This window comes from Streptomyces puniciscabiei (assembly GCF_006715785.1).
GTDB classification, from domain to species: Bacteria; Actinomycetota; Actinomycetes; order Streptomycetales; family Streptomycetaceae; genus Streptomyces; species Streptomyces puniciscabiei.
In genome coordinates this window covers 67,135-88,166 of the sequence record NZ_VFNX01000008.1, presented here as the reverse complement: position 1 = coordinate 88,166, position 21,032 = coordinate 67,135, and the positions used below count along the sequence as shown (strand labels likewise).

Below are 21,032 nucleotides of genomic sequence, written 5' to 3'. Positions count from 1 at the left end.
CTCCTCCATTCTCGGCCCGGCGGCTCACCGAGGCTCGCGGTGGTCGATGTCGCCTGCTGCGACAGGTCGTGACTCGTAGTGCAGGCTGTGGAAGCGGCCGTTCTCCTCGCGCCCGGCGGGATCATGTCCCAGGGCCCGTACCGTCGCGATCGCGTACTGCCGCTCCCGCTCGTCGGTGAAGAGCCGCTGGGGATAGGTGCGGGAGACCTCGAGTGTGGTGCGCAGACCGTGCGCGGCCAAGGTGCGGACGATCGGGTGGTACGACACCGTCCGCAGCACGAAGGCGCTGACCCACACCGGCCTCCGGGCACCGTCGAGCAGGGCCGTGAACGTGCGGTCGGTGATGTAGCTGCCGCCGCCGGTCAGTGTGATCAGCCCGACCTCGGCGAGCGCACGCCTCAGCCCGGGGCCCGGCGGTCCCTGTTCCAGGTCGTCGGTGAAGCCGGCGTCCAGGAGACCCACCTCCAGCGCGTACCGCACGGCGGGGGCGGCGACGTCCAGGCCGAACACCGGCACGGCGTCCGGTCGGCGCCGTTCGGCGTAGAACTCCCGGTCCCTTGCGGCGAGTCGGTCCGTCGACAGCTTCTGGCAATCGGGTGAGGTGTACCGCTCGTACAGTTCCGCGAGCGTCAGGTCGTGGTTGAGCAGGGCGGCGTTGATCCCGTACGAGCAGCACACGTCCAGCACCGCCGGCCTGCCGGGGCTGCCGTCGTCGAGCGCGGCCCGTTCGGCGGCGGCCTGCCGGAAGACCGGCTGGGCGTGGTGCGGGATCTCGTACTCCAGCGGAGCCAGCCGGTTGAAGTACATGCGGGGGTCCGGCCGGTCGTAGATGTCGTCGAACCGCGACTTGCCGCACGCCACGCCGCCCGTGTCGCCAGGGCCCGACTCGGCCATGCCGTACTCCTCATCGCGGAACACATCGGTACCTCCATCATGTCTCGTCCCTTGTGTCCCGCGATGTCTGCCACACCGAGAGACCACATGTCACACGTTCAGGGCGTCCAGGATCGACTCCATGGCGAGGACACCGCCGAGGCCGAGGACGGAGAGGTTGAAGTACTCCTTGAACATCCAGAACCCGGGGTCGTTGACGTGGGAGAAGGCGATCGACTCGCAGGAGATGGCGAGGACCATGATTGGAGCACCTGCTTGAACGCGCCGCCCGCGCCGATCACGAGCAGGGTCATCGCCCTCGCCTGGGCGATCGCGACGGCCAGGGTGAGCAGCAGGGCGATGGGCGCCGAACCGACGGCCACCGACAGCGGCCAACCCATACCCGGCATCTTCTCGTCGGAGAAGACCCGGTCACTGACCAGGCCGGTGGGTATGGAGGGGTTCAAGGGGTTCATCCTCCGGACGAACGGCAGGGCGCGGCCAGGTCAGCGCGATCAGCGCGGCGGCCGGGACGGCGATGAACAGGCCGTCGAACAGGCTCGGTCCGACCGAGACGTGGAAGGTCGCCGCGACCGAGGTCGGGCCGGGATGCGCTGTCCCAGGTGACCCGGCCGACCCCGCGGTCAGAGGCTGAAGATCCGGCGGGCGTTCCCGGACAGGAACAGCTCGGTGGCTTCCTCGTCCAGGCCGAGGTCACCGAGGTGTTCCAGCGCCTGGGCAGGGGTGATCATGGGGTAGTTCGTGCCGAACAACACCTTCCGGCGACCCCGGCCGCGCAGATGGTCGACGAGCTCTCGCGGGTAGCGGCGGGCGGTGTAGGCGCTGGTGTCGATGTCGACGTTGGCGTGTTTGTCGGCCACGGCGATCATCTCCGTGGTCCACGGGTATCCGATGTGCCCGCAGACGAAGGTCAGCTCCGGGAAGTCCAGCGCGACCTGGTCGATGCAGGGGATGGGACGACCGTTTCCGAGGGGCGCAGCGGGCCGGTGTGGCCGACCTGGGTGCAGAAGGGGATGCCGAGGTCGACGCAGGCGGCGTACAGCGGGTAGTACAGCCGGTCGGTGGGCGGCAGCTGCCACAGCCAGGGCACGATCCGCAGGGCGATGAAGCCGAGTTCCCCGACGGCCCGGCGCAGCTCGCGCACGGCCTGGACGGGCCGGCTGAGGTCCGCGCCGGCGACGCCCCGCAGCCGTCCGTCGGACTGCGCTACGAACTCGGCCACCTCGTCATTGCTGATGAGCGGGCCCTGAGGCCCGTACCAGGCGGCGGAAAGACCGATCTCCACGTCTGCCGCGGCCATGGCCGCCACCGTGGCCTTGACCGGCAGTGGCTCCTCCAGCAGTCCCTGCCCGGTCCATCGGCGCAACGACTCGAACATCTCGTGGTTGGAGTTAGTGACGGAGCGTGGGGTGCTGCATCCACACATCGATGACTGACACGGAGCCCTCGCCCCTCTCCTGGCCGCGCGGGACTGACGTCCCGTCAGTGCACCACTGTGACACAGTGGTTGTTGTCAGTGCTGATCCGGGCGAGGAGCGGTCATGGCGGCGGAGTTGAACCAGCAGGTGTGCAAGCGGCTGGAGGAGCCGAACTTCTGGTACGTGGCCACGGTGACGCCGGACGGGGCGCCGCACGTCACGCCGATGTGGGTGGGGCTCGAGGACGGGCTGATCGTCTTCAACACCTCGGTCGGCCGGATCAAGGAGGAGAACCTCCGCAACGACAACCGGGTCCACCTCTCGCACGCCGACACGGAGAACCCCTACGACCGGGTGCAGATCTCCGGTCGTGCGGTGCGTTTGGTGGAGGGTGAGGAGGCCGAGCGGGCCATGGACCGGCTGGCCCACAAGTACCTGGGGCTGAACGGATACCCCTGGCTGATCGAAGGCGAGCGGCGGGTCCACGTTCTGGTCGAGCCGGAGCGGGTGCGCCACACCGTCGGTGTGGAACCCTTCCGGCCGGGAGTCATCCCCTCCTGAGCATGCGCGGCGGCAGCGCGGCAGCCGGAGGGCCTCATGGCCGGCGACGAGACGCGGTACCGGGCCCGTACCACGTCGGCCTCGCGACCGGCTGAGGACGATGCCGGTCCAGCTCGGGACATGTGAAGGTTGGCCCCCGCTGGTCCGCCGCCCCGGGACTTGGCGGACCGGCGCCTGTGAGGGCGCTCTCGCGGGGTAAACGGAACCTACGCCTCCACCGGCCGCGGCGGAACCCCCTCAGCTGTGTGGTCCAGGTCATACTGGCCGGCCCGGGGCCGGCGCCGGCATCAGGCAGATGGATCGAGCAGCGGACCAATGGCCCGACGAGTGCCCGGAACCGCCACCGCCCGGCGGGCACTCAGCCTTGCGTCGATCGCTGTGGCCAGTTCCGCGATGCCCTGTTCCTTCAGGACGTCGTAGTGGTCGCCGGCCAACCGGACGATCGTCGGCGGGGTGCTGGAGCAGTCGGAGTGCGCCTCGATGAAGGCGTAGTTGTCGCCGGCCGCCTTGAAGAGGGTCACCGGTGTGTCCAGGCGGCGTTCTGCGAGTTCGCGGAAGGTGCACTCGAACGCAGGAAGCCACCTCGGGACCGCTCACGGTACCGGTGAAGACCGAGTACAGGATCGCGACGTACACGGGGTTGCGGTAGGACGCCTCGCGGCCGAAGCCGTCGGCGCCTTCCGCGCGGACCCTGGGATTGCCGGGGCAGATCAGCAGGAGGTGTTCGACCTGGCGGCCGGACTGCTCCAGCCGCCAGGCGGCCTCGAAGGCGCCGCGGGCGCCGAAGGAGTAACCCCACAGGCTGTAGGGGCCGGTCAGACGGTAGGGGCGTGATTATGTTCGCGTCAGTCACTTGGTGCGTCATCTGTGAGTCCGTTAACCCGTCCGGGCCCGCCGCGGCCCCGGCTCCGCACCCCGGATAGCGTGGGCGCGTGCAGTTCGACACGCGTACGAGAAGCTGGGCTCGCGCCGTCGCCGCCCTGGTGATGGCGCTGCTCGGAGTGGGCATCCTCGCCGCGAACATCGTCGAGGTGGTCCAGGGCGACGACCGGATATCGGAACTGCGCGCCCATGGGCGCCGGGTCCCGGGCGACGCCTCCGTCCTGACCGTGTGCTCGACGGGTCGTACCAGCTCGTGTTCCACGAGCGCGGTGTGGCTCAGCTTCCCCGACGCCAAGGGGCTGCCCCGGTTCACCGCCGAGACCCGCCTGGCCCATGCCCTCTACGTACCGAGCGGCGAGAGGGACGCCGAGGGCCACGTCCACACCACCGTGGTGTACGACCCCGCCGACCCGGACGACGCGCAGGCGGCCGGCGTTCTGCACTGGAACGCATGGGACCTGATCGAGCACCGATGGCTCCCGTTCACCATCGGCGCGGGACTGGCCGTGGCCGGTTCGGTGGCACTCGTCCATCGTGGCGGAGACGAGCGACGTCCCTGAGCGGATCATCGAACCGGTGGGCGGCCGGTCCACGCGCTGCGATGGTGGCCGGGTAACCGCTTGCAGAGGCTTCGCCCGAAGGCTCAGCATGACGGTCCCACTCGTTGTTCGCCGGCAACCGGCCTGAGCGCCCGGGCGCGTGAGGAGTGATCGCGAGCTGCGCCGAGTCGTGCCGAGTGGATGCCGGTGTCCCGTGTCTTCCGAAGGGGCTGGATGTGCCAGAGCCGTTTGACGCCGTGACCCCTGCTTCTGCGGGCGGGTCCGGGTGCTCGCCGGAGGCGCCCGCACCGCCGACGGTCGGTGTGGAGGAGGAGTTCGTCCTGGCCGACCGGCGCACCAGGTCGGCCGTGTGCAGGTCGCTGTCCGTGGTGCGTGCCGCCCGTGCCCGCCTCGGCGGGCCGCATGTCACCCCCGAGCTGTCGCAGTCCCAGCTGGAGACGGTCAGTGCGGTGTGTCGTACCGGAGCCGAAGTGGAGGCGGAAGTCCTTCGATTACGCGCCGGTGCGGCTGCCGCGGCGGCCGAGCACGACTGTCTGCTGGTGCCCAGCGGCGTGGCGGTGCTGGGCCCCTCCGGGCCGCCGCCCGTCCTCGACCAGGCCCGCTACCGGGCCCTCGCCGGCCGCTTCGGGCCCGTGGTGCACGGACAGGGCGTGAACGCCTGCCACGTACACGTCGGCGTGGCCGACCGGGAGGAGGCCGTCCGGGCGGTCAACCACCTGCGGGGCTGGATGCCGTTGCTGCTGGCCCTGACCGCCAACTCCCCGTACGGCGACGGGGCGGACACCGGATACGCGAGCTGGCGCTCGATCGTCTGGAGCCGTTGGCCCTCGGCCGGACCACCTCCCCGCCTGCGCGACGCGGCGCACTACCAACGGGTCGTCGACCGGCTCGTTGCCTCGGGAGCGGCGCTGGATCCGGCCATGGTCTACTGGCACGTCCGGCCGTCGGCGCATCTGCCCACCATCGAGGTACGCATCGCGGACGTGCTGCCCGACGCCAGGACCACCACCGCGTACGCGCTGCTCGTCCGCGCGCTCGTCGGACATGCCGTGGAGCTGGTGCGCTCCGGCGAACCCGCGCCCGACGTCCCGGAGCTGCTGTTGCGGGCGGCGTGCTGGCAGGCCGCCCGGCACGGGCCGGTCGGCACCCTGCCGGGCACCCACACCCGCGACTGCGCCCCGATGGTCGTCGGCCGGCTGATCGAGGAGCTGTGGAAACGGGCCGAGCCGTACCTCAGTCGTCACGGCGACGACCGGCGCGTGAGCGCCTGGCTGGACCATGTGCGGCTCGCCGGGTCCGGCTCCGCGCGACAGAGGCGCGTGGCGGAACGACACGAGGGTGGCCTGCGGGCTGTGGTGGACGATCTTGCCGTCGAGGTTCCCCGGCATTGACCGCCCCAAGCGGTTGGGGGTGATGTGTCTGTTGTTGGTCTTGCTGCGAGGGTTGCTTCGGTGGGCATGTTCTCCGGACGCCCGGACCGCAGCCATCCGCCATCGGTTGGCATCGAAGTGGGCCCGGTGGGTTTACGGTGGTCGTGAGGGCTCTGTTCGGACACTGAGCGCAGCCCGCAGACTCGGTACCCGGCTCCGCCGAACCGTGCCGCTCCTGATCGTCCGGGGGGTGCCATGAGAGTCGAAATGATCCAGAGGGCCGCCGACGTGCTCTTCGACGTGCCGGACGCGATGCACGAAGAGATCATCATGCTCATCACCGCGGTCACCGACGACGACGAGACACAGGCGCCGGACCTCGCGGCCGCGTTCGGCGAGTGGTGCTGGCTGGTGTACACCATCCGCGGCGACGTGGTCGAGGTACTGGACGTCGGCTGCGCCCGCTGACGCCGGGGCGCGATCCCCTTGCGTTTCCTCGAAGGGGAGCCGGGGTGAGCGGCGAGGCGCGCACCGCGGGAGCCCCCGCGGTCGCCGTTCTGCCCCGCCGGCTCCCGCACGGCTTCGTGGTGACGCACACCCGCCGTGTCCACGACGTCCCGCCCATCGTCGCGCTGCCTCCGGGCCCTGCTGATGAGGCGGGCACGGTGGTGTCCGAATCCCGTGGCCGTCCGACCTCCCGCACCTACCATCGCCCCATGACGACTGACCCCGCCGTCTCGCTGGCCACCGCCCAACGCTCGCTCGGCGACCCCGCGTTGCGTTATCCCCTGTGGCCTCCGCTGACCAGCGGCTGTCCGAGGACGAGCACGGACGAGGTCGCGTACCCGGTCGAGGTGGACTATGCGTACGAGCGCGTACCCGCCGGGCTTTTCGACGGGCGCCCCGCTCGCACCGGCCTCGACCACTGGGCCCCGCTGCTCCCGCCCCTGGCCGCCCCCGGACTCGGCGAGGGCGGCACTCCCCTGGTGGAGCTCGAGCCCGGGGTCTTCGTCAAGGACGAGTCCCGCAATCCCACCTGGAGCCACAAGGACCGCCTCAACCGGTGCACGGTCAGCGCCGCCCTGGCCTCCGGCGCGCCCGGCGTCGTCGTCGCGTCGTCCGGCAACCACGGCGCCTCCGCCGCGGCCTACGCGGCGCGGGCCGGGCTGCGCTGCGTCGTCCTCACCTCCACCGACCTGTCACCGGCAATGCACGCCTTCCTGCGCGCGTACGGCGCGGTCGTACTGCCTGTGCCCGAGGAGGCGCGCTGGCCCCTCACCCGACGGATCGCCGAGCACTTCGGGCTGCAGCCCGTCAGCAACCTGACCCGCACTCATACCGGCCACGCCTTCGGGCCCGAGGGCTACAAGACGGTGGCGTACGAGATTCACGCCGAACTCGGCGTTCCCGCCGCCGTGTTCGTCCCGACCGGCTACGGCGAGCTGCTCTTCGGCATCGGGAAGGGCTTCGCCGAGCTGCGCCGCCTCGGGGTCACGGACCGGGTCCCCCGGCTGATCGCCTGTGAACCGGCGGCCGGCGGACCGCTGGCCGCCGCCCTGCGCCAGGGCCTGCCGACAGCGCATGTGGAGGCCGGTGCCACCGACGCGTACGGCATCGACTGCCCGGTGAACAGCTACCGCGGCGTACTCGCCGTGCGTGGCAGCGGGGGCCGCGCGGTGCTGCTCACCGACGAGCAACTGCGGGCTGCACAGGCCGAGTTGGCCCGAGCCGGTCTGTGGGCCGAGCTCTCGGCGGCGGCCGGCCTGGCCGGGCTTCGGGCCTGTGCCGACGAGGACTTCGACGGGCCGGTGGTCTGTGTGTCCACCTCCAGCGGGTTCAAGGACCGCGGCGTCGGCCGGCACCACAGCGAACCGGTGGCACCCGAGTGGACGGCCGTGCGGGCCCGGCTGCGGGCGGCCGGGCTCGGCGAGTGAGCGGGCGTACGGTGATCGGCAACAGCAAGGCAACCCTTCAGTGGGCTGACGGCGGCCGTAGGAAAAGCGCCACGACGGCGCCGGCTGCAGGGGCTCAGTGACGGTGGTGCTCGCCGTGACCATGCGTGTGGTCGTGATCATGCTCGCCCCGGTCCGGTGAGCCACCCATCGTGCGCAGCATCGCAGGACCGCCGGTGCGCAGGAAACGGAGCAGGAGAGCGGTGGCCAGCACCAGGAAGGCGATGTTGAGCCAGGTCGTGTAGTTCCAGCTGACGCCCTCCTGGGGGACCTTCGCTTCGGCCTGGTCGGGGATGAGGCCGAGCCCACCGAAGGCGAACTCCACGACGTAGCCGGCCACCGCCATCGCGGCGAAGAACGTGCCCAGCAGGAAAGCGGCCATCCGTGCGCCGTAATACTTCCGGTAGATGTTCAGGATCGGCAGGATCAGCAGGTCGGCGTAGATGAAGGCGATGACACCGCCGAAACTGATGCCGCCCTTCCACAGCACCACGGCCAGGGGCACGTTGCCGATGGAGCAGACGAACGTGGCGATCGCCACCACCGGCCCGATCAGGGGCCCGATCAGCTTGGCCGCGAGCGGATGGCCGGCCAGGAAGAAGGCGTGCCAGAAGTCGTCCGGCACCCACGCGGCGATCGCCCCGGCGATCAGCAGCCCCGCGACCAGGTCGCGAAGGATCGCCGCCCACTCCATGACGAAGATGTGCGAGACGGAGGTGAGACCTTCGCGGGAGAGGAGCCGGTGCAGGAAGCCGCCCTCGGCGCCCACCGACATGTCCATCGCCGCGTGCCCCTCCATCGATCCGGCCAGCCCGCGCTCGGCCTGCTCCCGTGCCTGCCGCAGCAACCGCTCACGCAGGAGGAGCCGGAACAGCATCGCGAGTACGACGATCATGACCGGGCCGCCGACGAACTCCGCGGCGGTGAACTGCCACCCCATCAACAGCGCCAGGATCACGCCCAGTTCGACCACCAGGTTGGTCGAGGCGATCTCGAAGCCCATCGCCGCCGTGAAGTTCGCGCCCTTGCGGAACAGCGAGCGGGCGAGCGCGACTGCGGCGTACGAGCAGGACGACGAGGCGGCGCCGAGCCCCGCGGACAGGGCGAGCGTGCGGGGCCGGTCGTCCCCGAGCAGGCGTGCCACCGTCTCTCGGCGCACCACCGCCTGGACGACGGCGGACAACGTGAAGCCGAGGATCAACGCCCAGGTGATCGCCCAGGTCATGGACCCGGCGATGGACAGCGCATGGCCGATCGCGTGCATGGTGCACACCCCTCGCCGTCGTATGCCGCCACTGGGCTCCAGTTTATACCCGGGAGGGGTATGTGCGCCGGGTGACGTCAGCCGATGAGGGAGCGGAACTGCTCGATCGTACGGCGTCGCATGGTGAGGAAGGCGAGCCACGAGCCGTCGGCGAAGTGCAGCCGGAAGCGGGCCATCAGCTGCGTCCGGGGCCGGCGCTCGACCCGGATCACCCACGACCGCGGCACCTCCCACACCGGGGTGCCGTCCAGCGGCTGGACCAGTCCGACGCGCTGGTCGGTCACGCGCATCAGCAGCGCTCCGGAGGTGCGCGGCATCCCCGCCGCGATGCTGCCCGCTCCACCGGACTGCGCGCCCATGGTGTTGACCATGTGGTTCGCGAGGGATGCCCCGATACCGATGCCCTTGGCACTCTTGGCGGGGACGACGGTGGCGTACGCCAGGAGACGCTCACCGGGGGCCAGTTGACTGTGGGCGGAACGCTCGCGGAGTGCGGACATGCCCATGATCATAGGTGAGGGGGAAACGAGCACACGGCACGGGTGTCGTCTCGGGCCGCCTCGCGTGGAGCGGGGCGGCCAGAGGACTGAGGATCGGCAGGGAGTGGTGAACCTGCTCACGCTCCCGACGTACGGCGACTACCGGCACACGTACGCCGAGATGCTCGACCGGCACGACGAGCTGATCGCCGCCGCGGGCGACCGCTGGACCGTCCTGCACCTGGGCGGCGCGGTGGACGACGAACCCTGTACCTGGCGTTGGCGGGCAGCAGCACGCCCGCTGGGCGAGGACGGCCTGCGGGATCTGCGGGATCTCGCCGGTCTCTGCGTACCTGGGCCGCATCCCGACCGGATCCCGGTGCGCGAGACGCGGGCCGTGGTCAACCAGGCCCGGCTCATGGCCGGGGCCGGCCTGTTGCTGGACACCGTCACCGACGTGCTGCGGCCGGCCTGCGCACTGTCGGGCGGCGATGTGACGCTCCAGGAGCCGACGCGGCTGCGGACGCTGCCCCGCGCGGCGCGCCCGGCGCTGCTCGCGGGCCTTGACGCGGTCGTCGCAGCGGCACCGGCCGAACGCGCCGACGTGGACGCACACCGCGAGACGCGGACACGGCTCGGTGAGCGACTGCACCCCCGCGAGTACCGCAGTGGCCCCACGCGGCCCGGGTGTTCCCCGTCGCGCGCGGCGAGAAGGCGGCGCGCTCCCCGTGCTCGAGACGCTGCGCACGCTCGGCACCGGTCCGGGCGTCGACATCACGTTCGTCGACGCCGACAAGGGCACCTACTTGGCGTACTGCGAGGAGATCGGGACCCCGCCCGCCAGGACCCGAGGCGCTGGGCTCGGCCGTGGGAGGCCTTGGGGCGACCTCGCAGGGGGCGGCCGGGGCTGGCGGCGCCGTCGGCTCAGTTGTCCGGGCGGCAGTCGTAAAGGCTGAAGCTGCCCCTGGTGCGCCAGCCGTACGCCTTGGAGTGGATGCGTGTGCAGTGGGACTTCACCCAGGTGGTGGCCGGGGTGGTGGGCCGCACCGAGGTGAGCAGGACGTAGCGGAGTTGGTGCGTGGTGATCAGGGTGCCGAGTTGGTCGGCGGTGGGGAAGGGGGTTTTGCCGGTGAAGCCGCCCATGACCAGCATGGGCTGCGACTGCGCGCGCAGCAGGCGCTCCGCGGGGTAGGCGGCCTGGGTGGCGAGGAGGTACTTCTCGCCGTGGTGGTGTGCGGTGAGGTAGTCGAGCAGGGCGGTGTCACGGGCGCTGGGCTGGTCGAGCCCGACCCGGCGCAGGGCGGATCGATGGTGCACGGCGTGGCGGTAGACCTTGCCGACCGGACCGGCGGTGGGCGACGTGGAGGCGCCCGCGTAGAGCGGGTCCAGCGAGGAGGCGGCCCAGCCGGCGGGCAGGAGCAGAGTGGCCGCGATCGCGGCGGCCAGGGAGCCCTGGACCATCCCTTGGGAGGAGCCTGACCCGCTGGTCCACAGGCCCAGCGCGCCGCACCCCGCGAGGCCCACGGCGAGCAGCAGCAGCCAGGAGACGAACAAGGTCGGCACGTCCAGTACCACCGCCCAGACCACCGTCAGCACGATGGCCGACGGCAGCCACACCCGCCGCTGACCGCCTGCCTCGTACTCGGACCGGAAGAGGGCGAGCCCGCCCCCGGCGAGCGCGGCGATGGCCGGTGCGAGCACGGCCGTGTAGTAAGGGTGATTGCCGTTGGAGACGCTGAACACCACGACGTGCACGGCCAGCCAGCCGCCCCAGAGGAGGAAACCGGCGCGCAGCAGGTCGGTTCGCGGTTCGCGGGCGCGCCAGAGCAGGGCCAGTACGGTGGCGAGCACGGCCAGCGGCAGGAACCAGGCGATCTGCGGGCCGACGGTGTGGTTGACCAGCATGCCCCAGCCGGTGTTTCCGGAGGTCCGGCTGGCGGCGGTCCCCGACACGGCACCGAGCGCGGTGTCGTCGTCGCTGAAGCGGCTCAGGCCGTTGTAGCCGAAGACCAGGCTGAAGGGATTGTTGTTGGAGGTGCCGTCGACGTACGGGCGGTCCGCTGCGGGCGTCAGCCAGGCGAGCAGCGCCCACGAACAGGAGACGGCCAGGGTCACCGCACCGCTCAGCAGCAGGCGCAGGACCCGTCGCAACGGCGTGCCGCTCGCGGCGAGTTGGTAGACGAGGGCGAAGACCGGCAGCACCAGCCAGGCCTGCAGCATCTTCGTCTGGAAGGCGAGCCCGACCCACACGCCGCAGGTGATCAACGGCAGCAGCTGCCCGGAGCGCACCGCCTTCTGCAGGGCGCCGGCGGCTGCCACCAGCAGCAGAGTGAGTGCGGTGTCCGGGATGGTGGCCCTGTTCAGGACCACGGTGACCGGGGTGAAGGTGAGCGTCAGCGCGGCGACCAGCGCGGCGAAGGGCCCGGCCCAGGCCCGTACGATCCGGTGGAGCAGCCATACGGTGAGCACGCCCTCGACGACCTGCGGCAGCGCCGCCGCCCACGTGCTCGGGCCGAAGACCCAGACCGAGATGGCCTCGGGCCAGAAGGCGCCGGGCAGCTTGTCGAGGGTGATCGAACCGCTGGGATCCAGACCGCCGAAGAAGAAGGCCCGCCAACTGTCGGCCATGGACCGTATCGCCGCGCTGTAGTAGGGGTGAATCGCGGCGTGCCCGAGGCCCCAGGCGTACAGCAGCGCGGCGACGACCAGCACCGCGGCCAGCGCGGGGCGTTCCCAGGCCGCCGGGGCTTCCGGCCGGCTGCCGCGCCGGCGCGCGGCCCGGTGGCCGCTGTGGGCGCCGGTGGTCTGGGCGGTGGTGGTCTGGGCGGTGGGGAGGGTGGCCATGACGGTGGTCCTTCAGTGGTCAGGCGGGGCGGCGGGGGTACAGGCGCTGGGCTGTCCGGGAGCCGCGGGCGGAGCCGGTGTGTGCCCTCCGGCAGACCGCCGGTGGTCGTGCGTGGGTGGCAGTACGGCTGGGACAGGCTGTCGGTGACGGTGCCGTCGGGGGCGGCCCAGCCGGGGTGGTAGCCGTGGCGGGCCTGGTCGTCGAGGCCCGTGCACAGGGCGCAGCGGTCAACGACGGGATCCGTCGGCGTCGGCTCCCGGGCGTCGGCGAGGCCCACGGGGGCGGACGCCGGTGCTCCGGCCGACGTGCACGCGTCTGCCGTGCGGCTCCCCGTCGTCGTCCCGGCGTCGATCGCGATGCACGCCGACTGCGGGATGTCTCCGACGATCCGCTCCGCAGCGGTCGACACTGCTTCTGGCACGCCCTTGGACGGGATGGCCTCCGGGCCGCCCACAGGGAGGGCGGCTGCCAGTGACAGTTGTACGACGAGCGAGGCGCCCGGCGGGCGCACCTGACCGGGCAGCGGCATTGTGGCGGGCGGAGGGTGCGCTGTGGCGCGGCGCCCGGGAAGCGGTGGGCAGGGCAGCGAATCCTCTCTCAACCGGGCGGCGAGCGCTCGAACGTTCGACAAGCGCACACTTTAGCCGCATGAGATCACACAACAATCACACTTACGTCCCTGGGTCGTACTCGTACTTGTACGCGTGTCGTGCCGGTGCGGTGACCCAGGTCGTACTCGGCCGAGCGCCCGGGATGGGCGGGCCCCAGAAGGGGCCCGTTTCTCGGGGGCCGGTCAGCGGACGAAGGCGATCTCCGGGTAGCTCTTGGAGGGGCCGTCCAGGAGGGTGCTGTGCTTCTTACCGAGCTCCTGGTCGAAGAAGGCGGCGAGGTAGTCACGCTGGACCTTGATCGCCCGGTTGGGGTCGATCGTGCCGTACTGCTGCTGCACCTGGTCCGGCGACATCCCGAGCAGGGGCGCCACCTGCGGCACCAGCCACTCGTTGTCGCTGAACGACAGGTGCCTGGAGCCGTGGAGCTGGATGTCGACCCGGTATCCCTTGAGATGGGGCCACAGCTTGCGCCACGACGAGTCGTTGTTGCGGTTGTGCGTGCCGGAACTGAAGAGCATGAACGGACGGTCCAGGTCCTTGCCCGGCGCCGTGCCGAAGAACTGGCCGTCCAGGTTGGCGCCGGCGTCGATGCGGTGGTCGAGCTGCATGGCGGTGTCCACCGCGGCGCCGCCCAGCGACCAGCCGAACATCCCGATGCGGGACGTGTCCACCGCCTGCGACAGACCGGAGGGGAGCTTGGCGTGGTCGACGTCCGGGTTGCCGCCCTTGGCGATGGTGCCGAGCTGGTTGATGACGAAGCGGATGTCGGCGGCGCGCACGTTGAGCGTGTCGGAGGAGTGCGCGCCGGCCGGCATGGTGTTGACCTCGAGCCGTCCGTCCGGGAACTGCACTTCATTGGCGTCGTGCGTGTGATCGACCGCGATGACGATGTAGCCGCGGCTGGCGAGGTCCTCGGCCAGGGCGGTGCCCATCGCGCGGTCCGAGTGCAGCCCGGTCGAGTACAGGAGCACGGGCAGCTTGCCGAGCGAGGTCTTGACCGGGGCCAGGACGTGGCTCGCGGTCTGCGGCAGCGTGACCTGCTGCGGCGACAGGCCGCGCGAGTAGAGGAAGTGAGCACCCGAGCCCGACGGCATCCACGGTGCCAGGGGGTACCCGGACGTGGAGGAGGCCGGATACCAGTACGTCACCATCAACTCGCGAGCCCGGTTGCCCGGTACGTACGGGTCCGTGCGGGACTTGTCGACGAGGTGCTGGCTGAACGTGCCGACCTGGTAGCGCCCGCTCGGCGCGGGAAGCTTGAGCTGGACGGCGGAGGTCCGGCCACGGCTGAGCGTGGCGGCCGGGTGGGCGCCCTTGGGCGCGGCCGCACTGTCGTTCTCGGGCGCCCAGTTCGTGGTGTCCTGGTCGTTCGTGGTGTCCTGGTCGGGCGACGACCCCGTGGCCGTGGGCTTGGAGGAGGTCTTCCCGGCGGCCATCGACGGCGTCACCCCGGCACCCAGGGCGACGGCGAGCACACCTGCGGTACCGACCGCTCGGGCTATGAGTCTGCGGCGGTGGCGCGGTCTGCGGTGGTGCATGAAACTCCCCTAGTGATCACAGGCCATCGGCCCGGTGATGCTCAGGGGCACACCGTACCGCTGCCCGGACCGACAGAGGGCGCCACCGTGCGTCCACCGTGGAGTTGACGCGTGGCCCCCGCTCGCCTCGGCGCTCCCCGGCGGCGGCCGGCACGCGCTGCGACCGTAGTGCTGGCGGTCGGGACCCGATCACGGTAGCGACATTGTCATGGACCTGAGTGGAAAAAACTGCGAGCGCCGGGACTCCTGGACGCCTTCGTTCACGAAAAGTGTGTGGGTGAACAAGTCTGGTTCGGCCCCGGCGCACAGGGGACAACAGCGCCTCCCGGTCCTGCCGGGGCGCCATCGACCTCGATGTTCTGCGAGGAACAGCAGCGCATCGCCGGGAATGGGCGATATGGCTGAAGCCGTACGGACCGTTGGTTGAGGTGAGCCGGACGGGAAACCGTGTCGGGAGGACCTGACGCTGACTCACGCTGTCGACGGGACGGACAACAGGTGATGGTCACGACGGCGGGCGATGCCCGCGCACTACCGGCGGTGCCGAACAGTCTGCGGCTACCGGGGATCGTCCTCGGAGTCGGCCTCGGCGGATTCGTCGACGGCATCCTGCTGCACCAGCTGCTGCAGTGGCACCACATGCTCACCAGCACCAACCACGACCACATCGGGCTGAAGTACTACGACCCCCACACGGTGTCGGGGCTGGAGATGAACACCGTGTGGGACGGCATCTTCCACGCGGTGTGCTGGATCGCCGTACTGGTGGGCCTGGCCATCCTGTATTCGCGGGTCACGCACAACCGGCGAGCGGTGTGGACCTCGCGGGTTCTGTGGGGCTGGATCCTGGCCGGCTGGGGTTTGTTCAACCTGGTCGAGGGCGTCCTGGACCACCAGATCCTCGGCATCCACCATGTCCGTGGCGGCCCTCACCAGGCTTGGTGGGACGCGGGTTTCCTCGTCCTGGGCGGCTTGTTCCTGATCAGCGGCTACCTGCTGCAGCGCAGCGGTCGGCCCTTCGCCCCCGAGGATTCCCGTGGCGGCGAGCGGGCCGGAGGCCGCGCCTGATGGGCACGATGCACCATCAGGGAGGGGGCACTGACGGCCTGCCCGGAACCGTACTGACGGCTTTGCTCCTGCTCGGCGTTGCCGGTGGCTACCTGCTCGCCGCACGACGGGCAAGGCGCCGCAACCCCGTACAGGGGTGGAACACCTGGCGGTCGGCATCCTTCCTCACCGGTCTGGCACTGCTCGCCGTCGCGCTGCTGCCGCCGCTGGCGCCCGCCGCACACGCCGACTTCCGCGGTCACATGGCCCAGCACATGCTCATCGGTATGTACGCGCCCCTGGCGCTCGTGCTGGCAGCGCCGGTCACGCTTCTCCTGCGCACGCTGCCCCACGGCCAAGCCCGCCGAGTGGCCGTAACACTGCACAGCGCACCGGCTCGACTGCTGGTGCGTCCCGCGACAGCGCTCGTGCTGAGCACCGCAACCCTGGGAGTGCTGTACTTCACGCCGCTGTACAACACCGCCATGACCCACCCGGCAGGGCACTGGCTCCTGCACGCGCACTTCCTCGTGTCGGGATGCCTGTTCGCCCACGTCATCGCCGGACCCGACCCCGCACCCAGCCGGCCCGGTGTGCGGAGCCGGCTGGTGTACCTGGGCGTCGCCATCGCCGCGCACGCCCTGATCGCACAGGCCATGTACGGTGGCTTCCTGATCGACGTCCACGCCCCCATCCACCAGGTCCAGCAAGGCGCGGAGATCATGTACTACGGCGGGGACATCGCCGAACTCCTGCTGGCCGGCGCCCTGGTGGCGACCTGGCGGCCCGAACGTCGCACCACGACGGCCGGGTGGCGCGGCCGACCAGGCGCAGGCGCGCCGACACCGGGCTGAACCGACCCGCTTGGGCGGGGGATGGCCGTGCTGGACGCGGAACAGTGATGCGCAGGTCGTCACCCCACAGGGCCGGACCGGACCGGCGACCGAGGTGCCCTGGCTGCGCTCCCGTGAAGTGTGCGTGCACGCCGTCGACCTGGCGGGCGGCGTGTCCTGCGCCGACCTGTCCACCGACTTCCTCAGCGCTGTCCGACGTCGTCGTCCCCAAGCGCGCCGCGGCACCGGGCCAGGCCGTGAGCCTGCGGGCCACGGCCGCCGGAGCCGCGTGGGACCTGCCGGGCGAGGGCGCGGCCGCCCTGGTCACCGGCGAGCTGCACGACATCGCGGCCCATCTGACCGGACGGGACACCGGCCCGCTCACCGCCTACGGCACGCCTCCCGCTCACCGCCGACGGCACGCCCGCACCCACGCTGGGCGCCTGGCTGTGACCCGGGGACCGTCCCACGATCGAAGGAACACACCCACGATCGAAGGAACACACGTCATGAACCCTGAATCCGCCCCAGCCGGACGGCCCGACGTCCTCGTCGTCGGCCGCGGCATCGGAGGCCTCGGCGCGGCTTTCGCCCTGGCCCGCCAGGGACTGCGGTACGTGTCCTGGAAGGGGCCAAGGAGTTCGGCGAGGTGGGCGTCGGCCTGCAGATCGCGCCCAACTGCACGCGGATCCTCGCCGAGTACGGCCTGCCGCAGGAGGCCGACGACCACGGCGTGAGCACCGTCGTCCGGCGGCGAGAACGGCGTCTGCCGGTCTCGCTCGACTCGTGCCTGCTCACCGGCGACGAGATGGCACCCGCGCCACGGCGTACGGGTGCCTCCCGGGCCGAAGCTCGGGAGGCACCATGCCCCGGGCGACCTCAATGCCGAGGGATCCTTCGCCCGCTGGGTTGGGCGGCCGGGAAGAGGGCTGAATGACTACCAGTAGTGGCGTCGGCCGGCGACCGCGTGCCCCATGGAACCCAGGATCCACAGCACCGCGCCTACGACCAAGAGGATGATGCCGATGGTCCACAGGATGGAAATCCCGGTGACGAAACCGACGATGAGGAGTATGACACCCAGGGCGATCATGACAGCCTCCTGGTGATGAATCGCTCTTAGCATCCGAGTGCCCCGAAGTGACACGCGCTACGCCACCCGGAAAACCGCGGTTCCGGGTTGTCGTACTGGAGAGACGGATCGACTACCTAGGGTGACTGGATGGCCGTCCCGCGCGAATCGATCCGGGCGGCGATGCCACTTGCGCCGCTCGGGTAACATGATCCAACTCAAGAGGAGATCCCTCATGGCTTGCCCGTCACCGGAAAACCATGCTGTCCGGCCGAAGGGTGACCAATTTGATTAACAACTCATAAATCGGCCGAACAATTGATACCTATCGCGTCGCGGGTTTTTTCGCGAATAAAGTGCAGAATTGACTTCGCCGCGTGGCGGCAACCCCGGGGGGTGCTGTGGGGCGCGGTGGCTGTGGTGGCCCTCGGGTTCCTCGTCACGCTGGAGTTCGCAGCCCGTCGCTACGGCCTCCCGGGGCCGATCACCAACCAGGCGCGAGAGGTGATATGCCCGCCCAAGTCGGGTTTTCTGCTGTACGCCAGCATGGCGTTGATGATGGTGGTGCTCACCTGGCGGCAACGGCTTGTCGCGGCCGCCACGGCGATCGGCATTGACGTCGCCTTTTTGCTGGGGCGCTGGGCGCTCGGGGTGAAGATCACCGAGGGCCACCCCTTCGGCAACGGCGCGTTGTGGGTGGTCCTGGGCTACGCCGTCATCGCAGTCACGCGCCGAAGAGGGCGGGAACGTGTTCTGCTGCTGAAGGGCGTCGGACTGGGCCTGCTGCTCGTGACCGGCCGCAAGGCGGGCGACGCCTGGCTGCTGATCACGTCGAAGACCCGCACGGCGGTGTTCGATCAGTACGTGGCGACCGCCGATCGCGCGCTGGGCAACCCGTCGTGGCTGGCAGGCCGGATGGTCAGGGCGACCGATCCCATCGGCGGCCTCGTTCTCGACTTCGTCTACATTCAGCTCGCGGTGGCCGCAGTCGTCGTCGCGGCGTACCAGCTGCGCAACGTGGCGGTCGAGCGCCGGTTTCCGAGCCACCATCTGGTGCGCACTTTTCTGGTCATCGGCCTGCTCGGACCTGCCGTCTACATGATCTTCCCGGTGGTCGGACCGGTCTTCGCGTACGGTGCCGAGGGCGGGCACTGGGCGGTGGCCCATGCATGGCCCGACACGCCGCCGCCGATCGGCGCCCCGTACCGGATTCCGTTCGACGAGATCACCCCGCGCAACTGCATGCCCAGCCTGCACACGGCGTGGGCCACCGCGATATTCCTGCACTCCCGCAGGGGCCCAAGGATTCTGCGATACGCAGGCGCGTTCTGGCTGGTCGCCACGCTCGGCGCAACGCTGGGATTCGGCTACCACTACGGCATGGATCTCATCGCCGGCGCGGTGTTCGCGCTCACGATCGAGGCGGCTCTGCGCTCGCACGAACGCGGCTGGGACCGGTCGGGAATCCAGCTGGTCGCTCATGGCACGACGGTCTTCGCCGTGCTCTTGGTGTCGTACCGGTATCTGCCGGTGGAGATGGCCCGACATCCGTGGGTGTTCGGACCGCTTCTCCTTCTGGCGATGGCCTCGGTGGCCCACGGCTACGCGCGGACCACAAAACTGTGGGAGCCGGTTGCTGTGCCCGTGCCGCGGGCGGAACCGCAACCCGAACCTGTGTGAGCCCCCCGGCGAGGGAAGCTAGGCCAGACCTACGACAGGGCGTGCCACGCCTTCGACAACGCCTGACGGAACTGGTCGGCCTGGTGCGGTGTGAGGTCGTGGATCATCCGTTCCTCCAGGTCCCGCACCGGACCCGCGAACCGGTCGAGCAGTTCGCGCCCGGTGTCGGTCAGCAGGATCAGCAGTTCCCGGCGGTTGCGAGGGTTGCGCTCGCGCCGCACGAGCCCCCGGGCCTCCAGCGACCGTACGAGATCGGCCATGGACTGTGCCGTGACGAACGAGTCCCGGGCGAGCTGGGCCGCCGACAGTCCGTCATGCCGCTCCAGCACGGTGAGGGCGGTGTACTGCAGAGCCGTGATCCCCGCGGGCCTGACCAGCTCGTCCAGGTGCGAGCGCACGACGAGTTCGACCTGCTTGACCATGTAGAGCAACGACGGGCGTGTCCGTGTACCGACCATGCGTGCACCCTAGACCATTGACAGGAAACCTGTCCTTAACCAGACTTCGAGACCAACAGGAATCCTGTTTGTTGAAAGCTTGGCGAACGATGCTGGGGAGTCGGTCATGGCCACCACCTTCGACACCGGTCCGGGACAGCTGTTCATCGGCGGCCAGTGGCGCGAAGCCGCCGACGGCGCCCGCATGGACGTCATCGACCCGTCCAGCGGTCGGGCGATCACCACCGTCGCGCAGGCCGGCGCCGGTGACGTCGACGCCGCCGTGCGCGCGGCCAGGGACGCCTTCGATTCCGGGCCGTGGCCCCGGATGAGCGGGCGCGAGCGTGGGCGCGTGCTGCACCGGGTCGCGGAGCTGATCCGTGCGAACGCCGAGGAGATCGCGGCCCTGGAGAGCCTCGACGTGGGCAAGCCGATCTCCCTGTGCACCGCGGTCGACGTGACGAACGCGGCCAACGACTACGAGTACTACGCCTGCCTCGCTCAGAGCCAGGACGGTGCCACCCGCGACACCCCGCTCAACGTCTTCGCCTACACCAGACGCGAGCCGCTCGGCGTCATCGCGGCCATCACACCCTTCAACTTCCCGCTGATACTTTCGGGTACCAAGCTGGCTCCGGCCCTCGCGGCCGGCAACACCGTCGTCCACAAGCCGGCCGAGGAGACTCCCCTCAGCTCCCTGTACATGGCCCGCCTGCTGACGGAGGCGGGCGTCCCCGACGGCGTGGTCAACGTCGTCACCGGCACGGGCCCGGTGGCGGGTGAGGCTCTGCTGCGCAACCCCGGCATCGACAAGGTCGCCTTCACCGGCTCCACCGCCGTCGGCCGGCACGTGGCGAGCGTGGCCGGTGACGGGCTCAAGACCGTCGTGACGGAGCTGGGCGGAAACGCCGCGCACATCGTCTTCGACGACGCCGACCTGGAGAAATCGGTCGGCGCGATCATCAAGGCGTTCGTCTTCAACACCGGCCAGTTCTGCATGGCCGGCCCCCGGCTGCTGGTCGAGCGCCCGGTGCACGACACCCTGGTCGGCATCCTCGCCGAGGCCGTCGCGCGGGTGCCGGTGGGCGACCCTCGCGATCCCGGCACCGTGGTCGGGCCGATGGCGGCACACAAGCACCTGAAGAAGGTCGAGGAGTACGTCGAACTGGCGCGCAAGGAGGGCGCCAGGGTGGTCGTCGGCGGCGAGCGGCTCGACCTGGGCGGCGGCTACTACTACAGGCCGACCGTGATCAGCGGCCTGTCCAACGACTCCCGCGTCGTCCAGGAGGAGATCTTCGGCCCCGTCCTCACCGTCCAGCCCTTCGCCACCGAGGACGAGGCCGTGACCCTCGCCAACTCCACGCCGTACGGCCTCGCCTCGGGCATCCAGACCACCAGCCTCGTCCGCGCCCACCGCGTCGCCGAGCGGCTGCAGGCCGGCATCGTCTGGATCAACGACTGGGCCATGCTCGACCCGGCGGTCCCGTTCGGCGGCGTCAAGGACTCCGGCTTCGGCCGCGAGTACGGCCCCGAGGCCCTCGCCGCCTACAGCAAGGTCAAGTCCGTCGTCGTCTCGCTCGACTGAGCGC

The 21,032-nt window shown here is 70.4% G+C and carries 19 protein-coding genes and 3 pseudogenes; 10 read left to right on the top strand and 12 right to left on the bottom strand.

Annotation, left to right across the window (positions count from 1 at the left end; all coding sequences use genetic code 11):
- Window positions 1–24 precede the first annotated feature (24 nt).
- The 4 genes and pseudogenes from FB563_RS42245 to FB563_RS45065 all read right to left on the bottom strand — a co-directional run bounded on the left by FB563_RS42245 (window position 25) and on the right by FB563_RS45065 (window position 2,272).
- Complete coding sequence (locus FB563_RS42245) at window positions 25–894, bottom strand: hypothetical protein (RefSeq protein ID WP_055708834.1); 870 nt, start codon at window positions 892–894, stop codon at window positions 25–27.
- Window positions 895–984: 90 nt separating this feature from the next.
- Window positions 985–1,485 (bottom strand): annotated as a pseudogene (locus tag FB563_RS45075) (GntT/GntP/DsdX family permease); the annotation flags it as partial.
- A gap of 32 nt (window positions 1,486–1,517) precedes the next feature.
- Window positions 1,518–1,787 carry an amidohydrolase family protein gene (locus FB563_RS45070; RefSeq protein ID WP_280116606.1) on the bottom strand — a complete coding sequence of 90 codons (270 nt, stop codon included), beginning with the start codon at window positions 1,785–1,787 and terminating at the stop codon, window positions 1,518–1,520.
- A 17-nt stretch (window positions 1,788–1,804) separates the two neighbouring features.
- Window positions 1,805–2,272, bottom strand: a complete 468-nt coding sequence (locus tag FB563_RS45065; RefSeq protein ID WP_208766336.1) for an amidohydrolase family protein — start codon at window positions 2,270–2,272, stop codon at window positions 1,805–1,807.
- Window positions 2,273–2,435: 163 nt separating this feature from the next.
- Here FB563_RS45065 and FB563_RS42230 point away from each other — a divergent pair, with 163 nt between their 5' ends.
- Window positions 2,436–2,873: a PPOX class F420-dependent oxidoreductase gene (locus FB563_RS42230; protein ID WP_055708819.1), complete on the top strand. Its 438-nt coding sequence runs from the start codon at window positions 2,436–2,438 to the stop codon at window positions 2,871–2,873.
- Between the two features lie 365 nt (window positions 2,874–3,238).
- Here FB563_RS42230 and FB563_RS42225 read toward each other — a convergent pair.
- Window positions 3,239–3,689, bottom strand: a pseudogene (locus FB563_RS42225) (thioesterase domain-containing protein); the annotation flags it as partial.
- A 116-nt stretch (window positions 3,690–3,805) separates the two neighbouring features.
- On the opposite strand from FB563_RS42225, the gene FB563_RS42220 reads away from it, so the two are divergent.
- The 4 genes from FB563_RS42220 (at window position 3,806) to FB563_RS42205 (ending at window position 7,619) form a co-directional block, all read left to right on the top strand.
- The gene (locus FB563_RS42220) at window positions 3,806–4,315 is read left to right on the top strand and encodes a hypothetical protein (protein ID WP_055708821.1); all 510 of its coding nucleotides are present in this window, start codon (window positions 3,806–3,808) and stop codon (window positions 4,313–4,315) included.
- A gap of 236 nt (window positions 4,316–4,551) precedes the next feature.
- Window positions 4,552–5,706: a carboxylate-amine ligase gene (locus FB563_RS42215; RefSeq protein WP_055708822.1), complete on the top strand. Its 1,155-nt coding sequence runs from the start codon at window positions 4,552–4,554 to the stop codon at window positions 5,704–5,706.
- A 246-nt stretch (window positions 5,707–5,952) separates the two neighbouring features.
- Window positions 5,953–6,153, top strand: coding sequence for a hypothetical protein (locus tag FB563_RS42210; protein WP_234357912.1), 201 nt, complete (start codon window positions 5,953–5,955; stop codon window positions 6,151–6,153).
- A gap of 248 nt (window positions 6,154–6,401) precedes the next feature.
- Window positions 6,402–7,619, top strand: coding sequence for a threonine synthase (locus FB563_RS42205; protein WP_055708835.1), 1,218 nt, complete (start codon window positions 6,402–6,404; stop codon window positions 7,617–7,619).
- Window positions 7,620–7,713: 94 nt separating this feature from the next.
- On the opposite strand, the gene FB563_RS42200 is transcribed toward FB563_RS42205, so the two are convergent.
- Both FB563_RS42200 and FB563_RS42195 read right to left on the bottom strand, forming a co-directional pair.
- Complete coding sequence (locus FB563_RS42200) at window positions 7,714–8,901, bottom strand: permease (RefSeq protein WP_055708836.1); 1,188 nt, start codon at window positions 8,899–8,901, stop codon at window positions 7,714–7,716.
- A gap of 77 nt (window positions 8,902–8,978) precedes the next feature.
- Entirely contained in the window at window positions 8,979–9,401 is a 423-nt protein-coding gene (locus FB563_RS42195; RefSeq protein ID WP_142219292.1) for a hypothetical protein, read from the bottom strand.
- 100 nt (window positions 9,402–9,501) lie between these two features.
- On the opposite strand from FB563_RS42195, the pseudogene FB563_RS42190 reads away from it, so the two are divergent.
- Window positions 9,502–10,118: pseudogene (locus FB563_RS42190) on the top strand (hypothetical protein); the annotation flags it as partial.
- 186 nt (window positions 10,119–10,304) lie between these two features.
- On the opposite strand, the gene FB563_RS42185 reads toward FB563_RS42190, so the two are convergent.
- Together FB563_RS42185 and FB563_RS42180 are read right to left on the bottom strand one after the other, a co-directional pair.
- Window positions 10,305–12,224 carry an ArnT family glycosyltransferase gene (locus FB563_RS42185; protein WP_055708826.1) on the bottom strand — a complete coding sequence of 640 codons (1,920 nt, stop codon included), beginning with the start codon at window positions 12,222–12,224 and terminating at the stop codon, window positions 10,305–10,307.
- Window positions 12,225–13,018: 794 nt separating this feature from the next.
- Window positions 13,019–14,374 (bottom strand): alpha/beta hydrolase family protein, encoded by a 1,356-nt coding sequence (locus tag FB563_RS42180; RefSeq protein ID WP_234357913.1) that lies wholly within the window; start codon window positions 14,372–14,374, stop codon window positions 13,019–13,021.
- 501 nt (window positions 14,375–14,875) lie between these two features.
- On the opposite strand from FB563_RS42180, the gene FB563_RS42175 reads away from it, so the two are divergent.
- Complete coding sequence (locus tag FB563_RS42175; protein ID WP_055708827.1) at window positions 14,876–15,442, top strand: DUF2243 domain-containing protein; 567 nt, start codon at window positions 14,876–14,878, stop codon at window positions 15,440–15,442.
- Between the two features lie 8 nt (window positions 15,443–15,450).
- Window positions 15,451–16,275 (top strand): cytochrome c oxidase assembly protein, encoded by an 825-nt coding sequence (locus FB563_RS42170; protein WP_199832955.1) that lies wholly within the window; start codon window positions 15,451–15,453, stop codon window positions 16,273–16,275.
- A gap of 182 nt (window positions 16,276–16,457) precedes the next feature.
- Here the strand turns inward: FB563_RS42170 and FB563_RS43420 are convergent, their stop codons facing one another.
- Window positions 16,458–16,724 (bottom strand): hypothetical protein, encoded by a 267-nt coding sequence (locus FB563_RS43420; RefSeq protein ID WP_167528563.1) that lies wholly within the window; start codon window positions 16,722–16,724, stop codon window positions 16,458–16,460.
- Between the two features lie 467 nt (window positions 16,725–17,191).
- Entirely contained in the window at window positions 17,192–17,347 is a 156-nt protein-coding gene (locus FB563_RS43415; protein ID WP_167528562.1) for a DUF6131 family protein, read from the bottom strand.
- 396 nt (window positions 17,348–17,743) lie between these two features.
- Between FB563_RS43415 and FB563_RS42155 the strand changes: the two genes are divergently transcribed.
- On the top strand, window positions 17,744–19,006 hold the full coding sequence (locus tag FB563_RS42155; RefSeq protein WP_055708838.1) for a phosphatase PAP2 family protein: 1,263 nt from the start codon (window positions 17,744–17,746) through the stop codon (window positions 19,004–19,006).
- A 29-nt stretch (window positions 19,007–19,035) separates the two neighbouring features.
- Here the strand turns inward: FB563_RS42155 and FB563_RS42150 are convergent, their stop codons facing one another.
- Window positions 19,036–19,464, bottom strand: coding sequence for a MarR family winged helix-turn-helix transcriptional regulator (locus FB563_RS42150; RefSeq protein ID WP_055708829.1), 429 nt, complete (start codon window positions 19,462–19,464; stop codon window positions 19,036–19,038).
- Window positions 19,465–19,570: 106 nt separating this feature from the next.
- Between FB563_RS42150 and FB563_RS42145 the strand changes: the two genes are divergently transcribed.
- A complete protein-coding gene (locus FB563_RS42145) occupies window positions 19,571–21,028 on the top strand; it encodes an aldehyde dehydrogenase family protein (protein ID WP_055708830.1) in 1,458 nt (485 codons plus the stop codon).
- Window positions 21,029–21,032: the final 4 nt, after the last annotated feature.

What these genes read in the sequence shown, in the direction of transcription:
- FB563_RS42245 (WP_055708834.1), bottom strand. Translation starts at nt 894, where the DNA reads ATGGCCGAGTCGGGCCCTGGCGACACGGGCGGCGTGGCGTGCGGCAAG.
- FB563_RS45065 (WP_208766336.1), bottom strand. Translation starts at nt 2,272, where the DNA reads ATGTTCGAGTCGTTGCGCCGATGGACCGGGCAGGGACTGCTGGAGGAG.
- FB563_RS42230 (WP_055708819.1), top strand. Translation starts at nt 2,436, where the DNA reads ATGGCGGCGGAGTTGAACCAGCAGGTGTGCAAGCGGCTGGAGGAGCCG.
- FB563_RS42210 (WP_234357912.1), top strand. Translation starts at nt 5,953, where the DNA reads ATGATCCAGAGGGCCGCCGACGTGCTCTTCGACGTGCCGGACGCGATG.
- FB563_RS42205 (WP_055708835.1), top strand. Translation starts at nt 6,402, where the DNA reads ATGACGACTGACCCCGCCGTCTCGCTGGCCACCGCCCAACGCTCGCTC.
- FB563_RS42200 (WP_055708836.1), bottom strand. Translation starts at nt 8,901, where the DNA reads ATGCACGCGATCGGCCATGCGCTGTCCATCGCCGGGTCCATGACCTGG.
- FB563_RS42195 (WP_142219292.1), bottom strand. Translation starts at nt 9,401, where the DNA reads ATGTCCGCACTCCGCGAGCGTTCCGCCCACAGTCAACTGGCCCCCGGT.
- FB563_RS42185 (WP_055708826.1), bottom strand. Translation starts at nt 12,224, where the DNA reads ATGGCCACCCTCCCCACCGCCCAGACCACCACCGCCCAGACCACCGGC.
- FB563_RS42180 (WP_234357913.1), bottom strand. Translation starts at nt 14,374, where the DNA reads ATGCACCACCGCAGACCGCGCCACCGCCGCAGACTCATAGCCCGAGCG.
- FB563_RS42175 (WP_055708827.1), top strand. Translation starts at nt 14,876, where the DNA reads ATGGTCACGACGGCGGGCGATGCCCGCGCACTACCGGCGGTGCCGAAC.
- FB563_RS42170 (WP_199832955.1), top strand. Translation starts at nt 15,451, where the DNA reads ATGCACCATCAGGGAGGGGGCACTGACGGCCTGCCCGGAACCGTACTG.
- FB563_RS43415 (WP_167528562.1), bottom strand. Translation starts at nt 17,347, where the DNA reads ATGATCGCCCTGGGTGTCATACTCCTCATCGTCGGTTTCGTCACCGGG.
- FB563_RS42150 (WP_055708829.1), bottom strand. Translation starts at nt 19,464, where the DNA reads ATGGTCGGTACACGGACACGCCCGTCGTTGCTCTACATGGTCAAGCAG.
- FB563_RS42145 (WP_055708830.1), top strand. Translation starts at nt 19,571, where the DNA reads ATGGCCACCACCTTCGACACCGGTCCGGGACAGCTGTTCATCGGCGGC.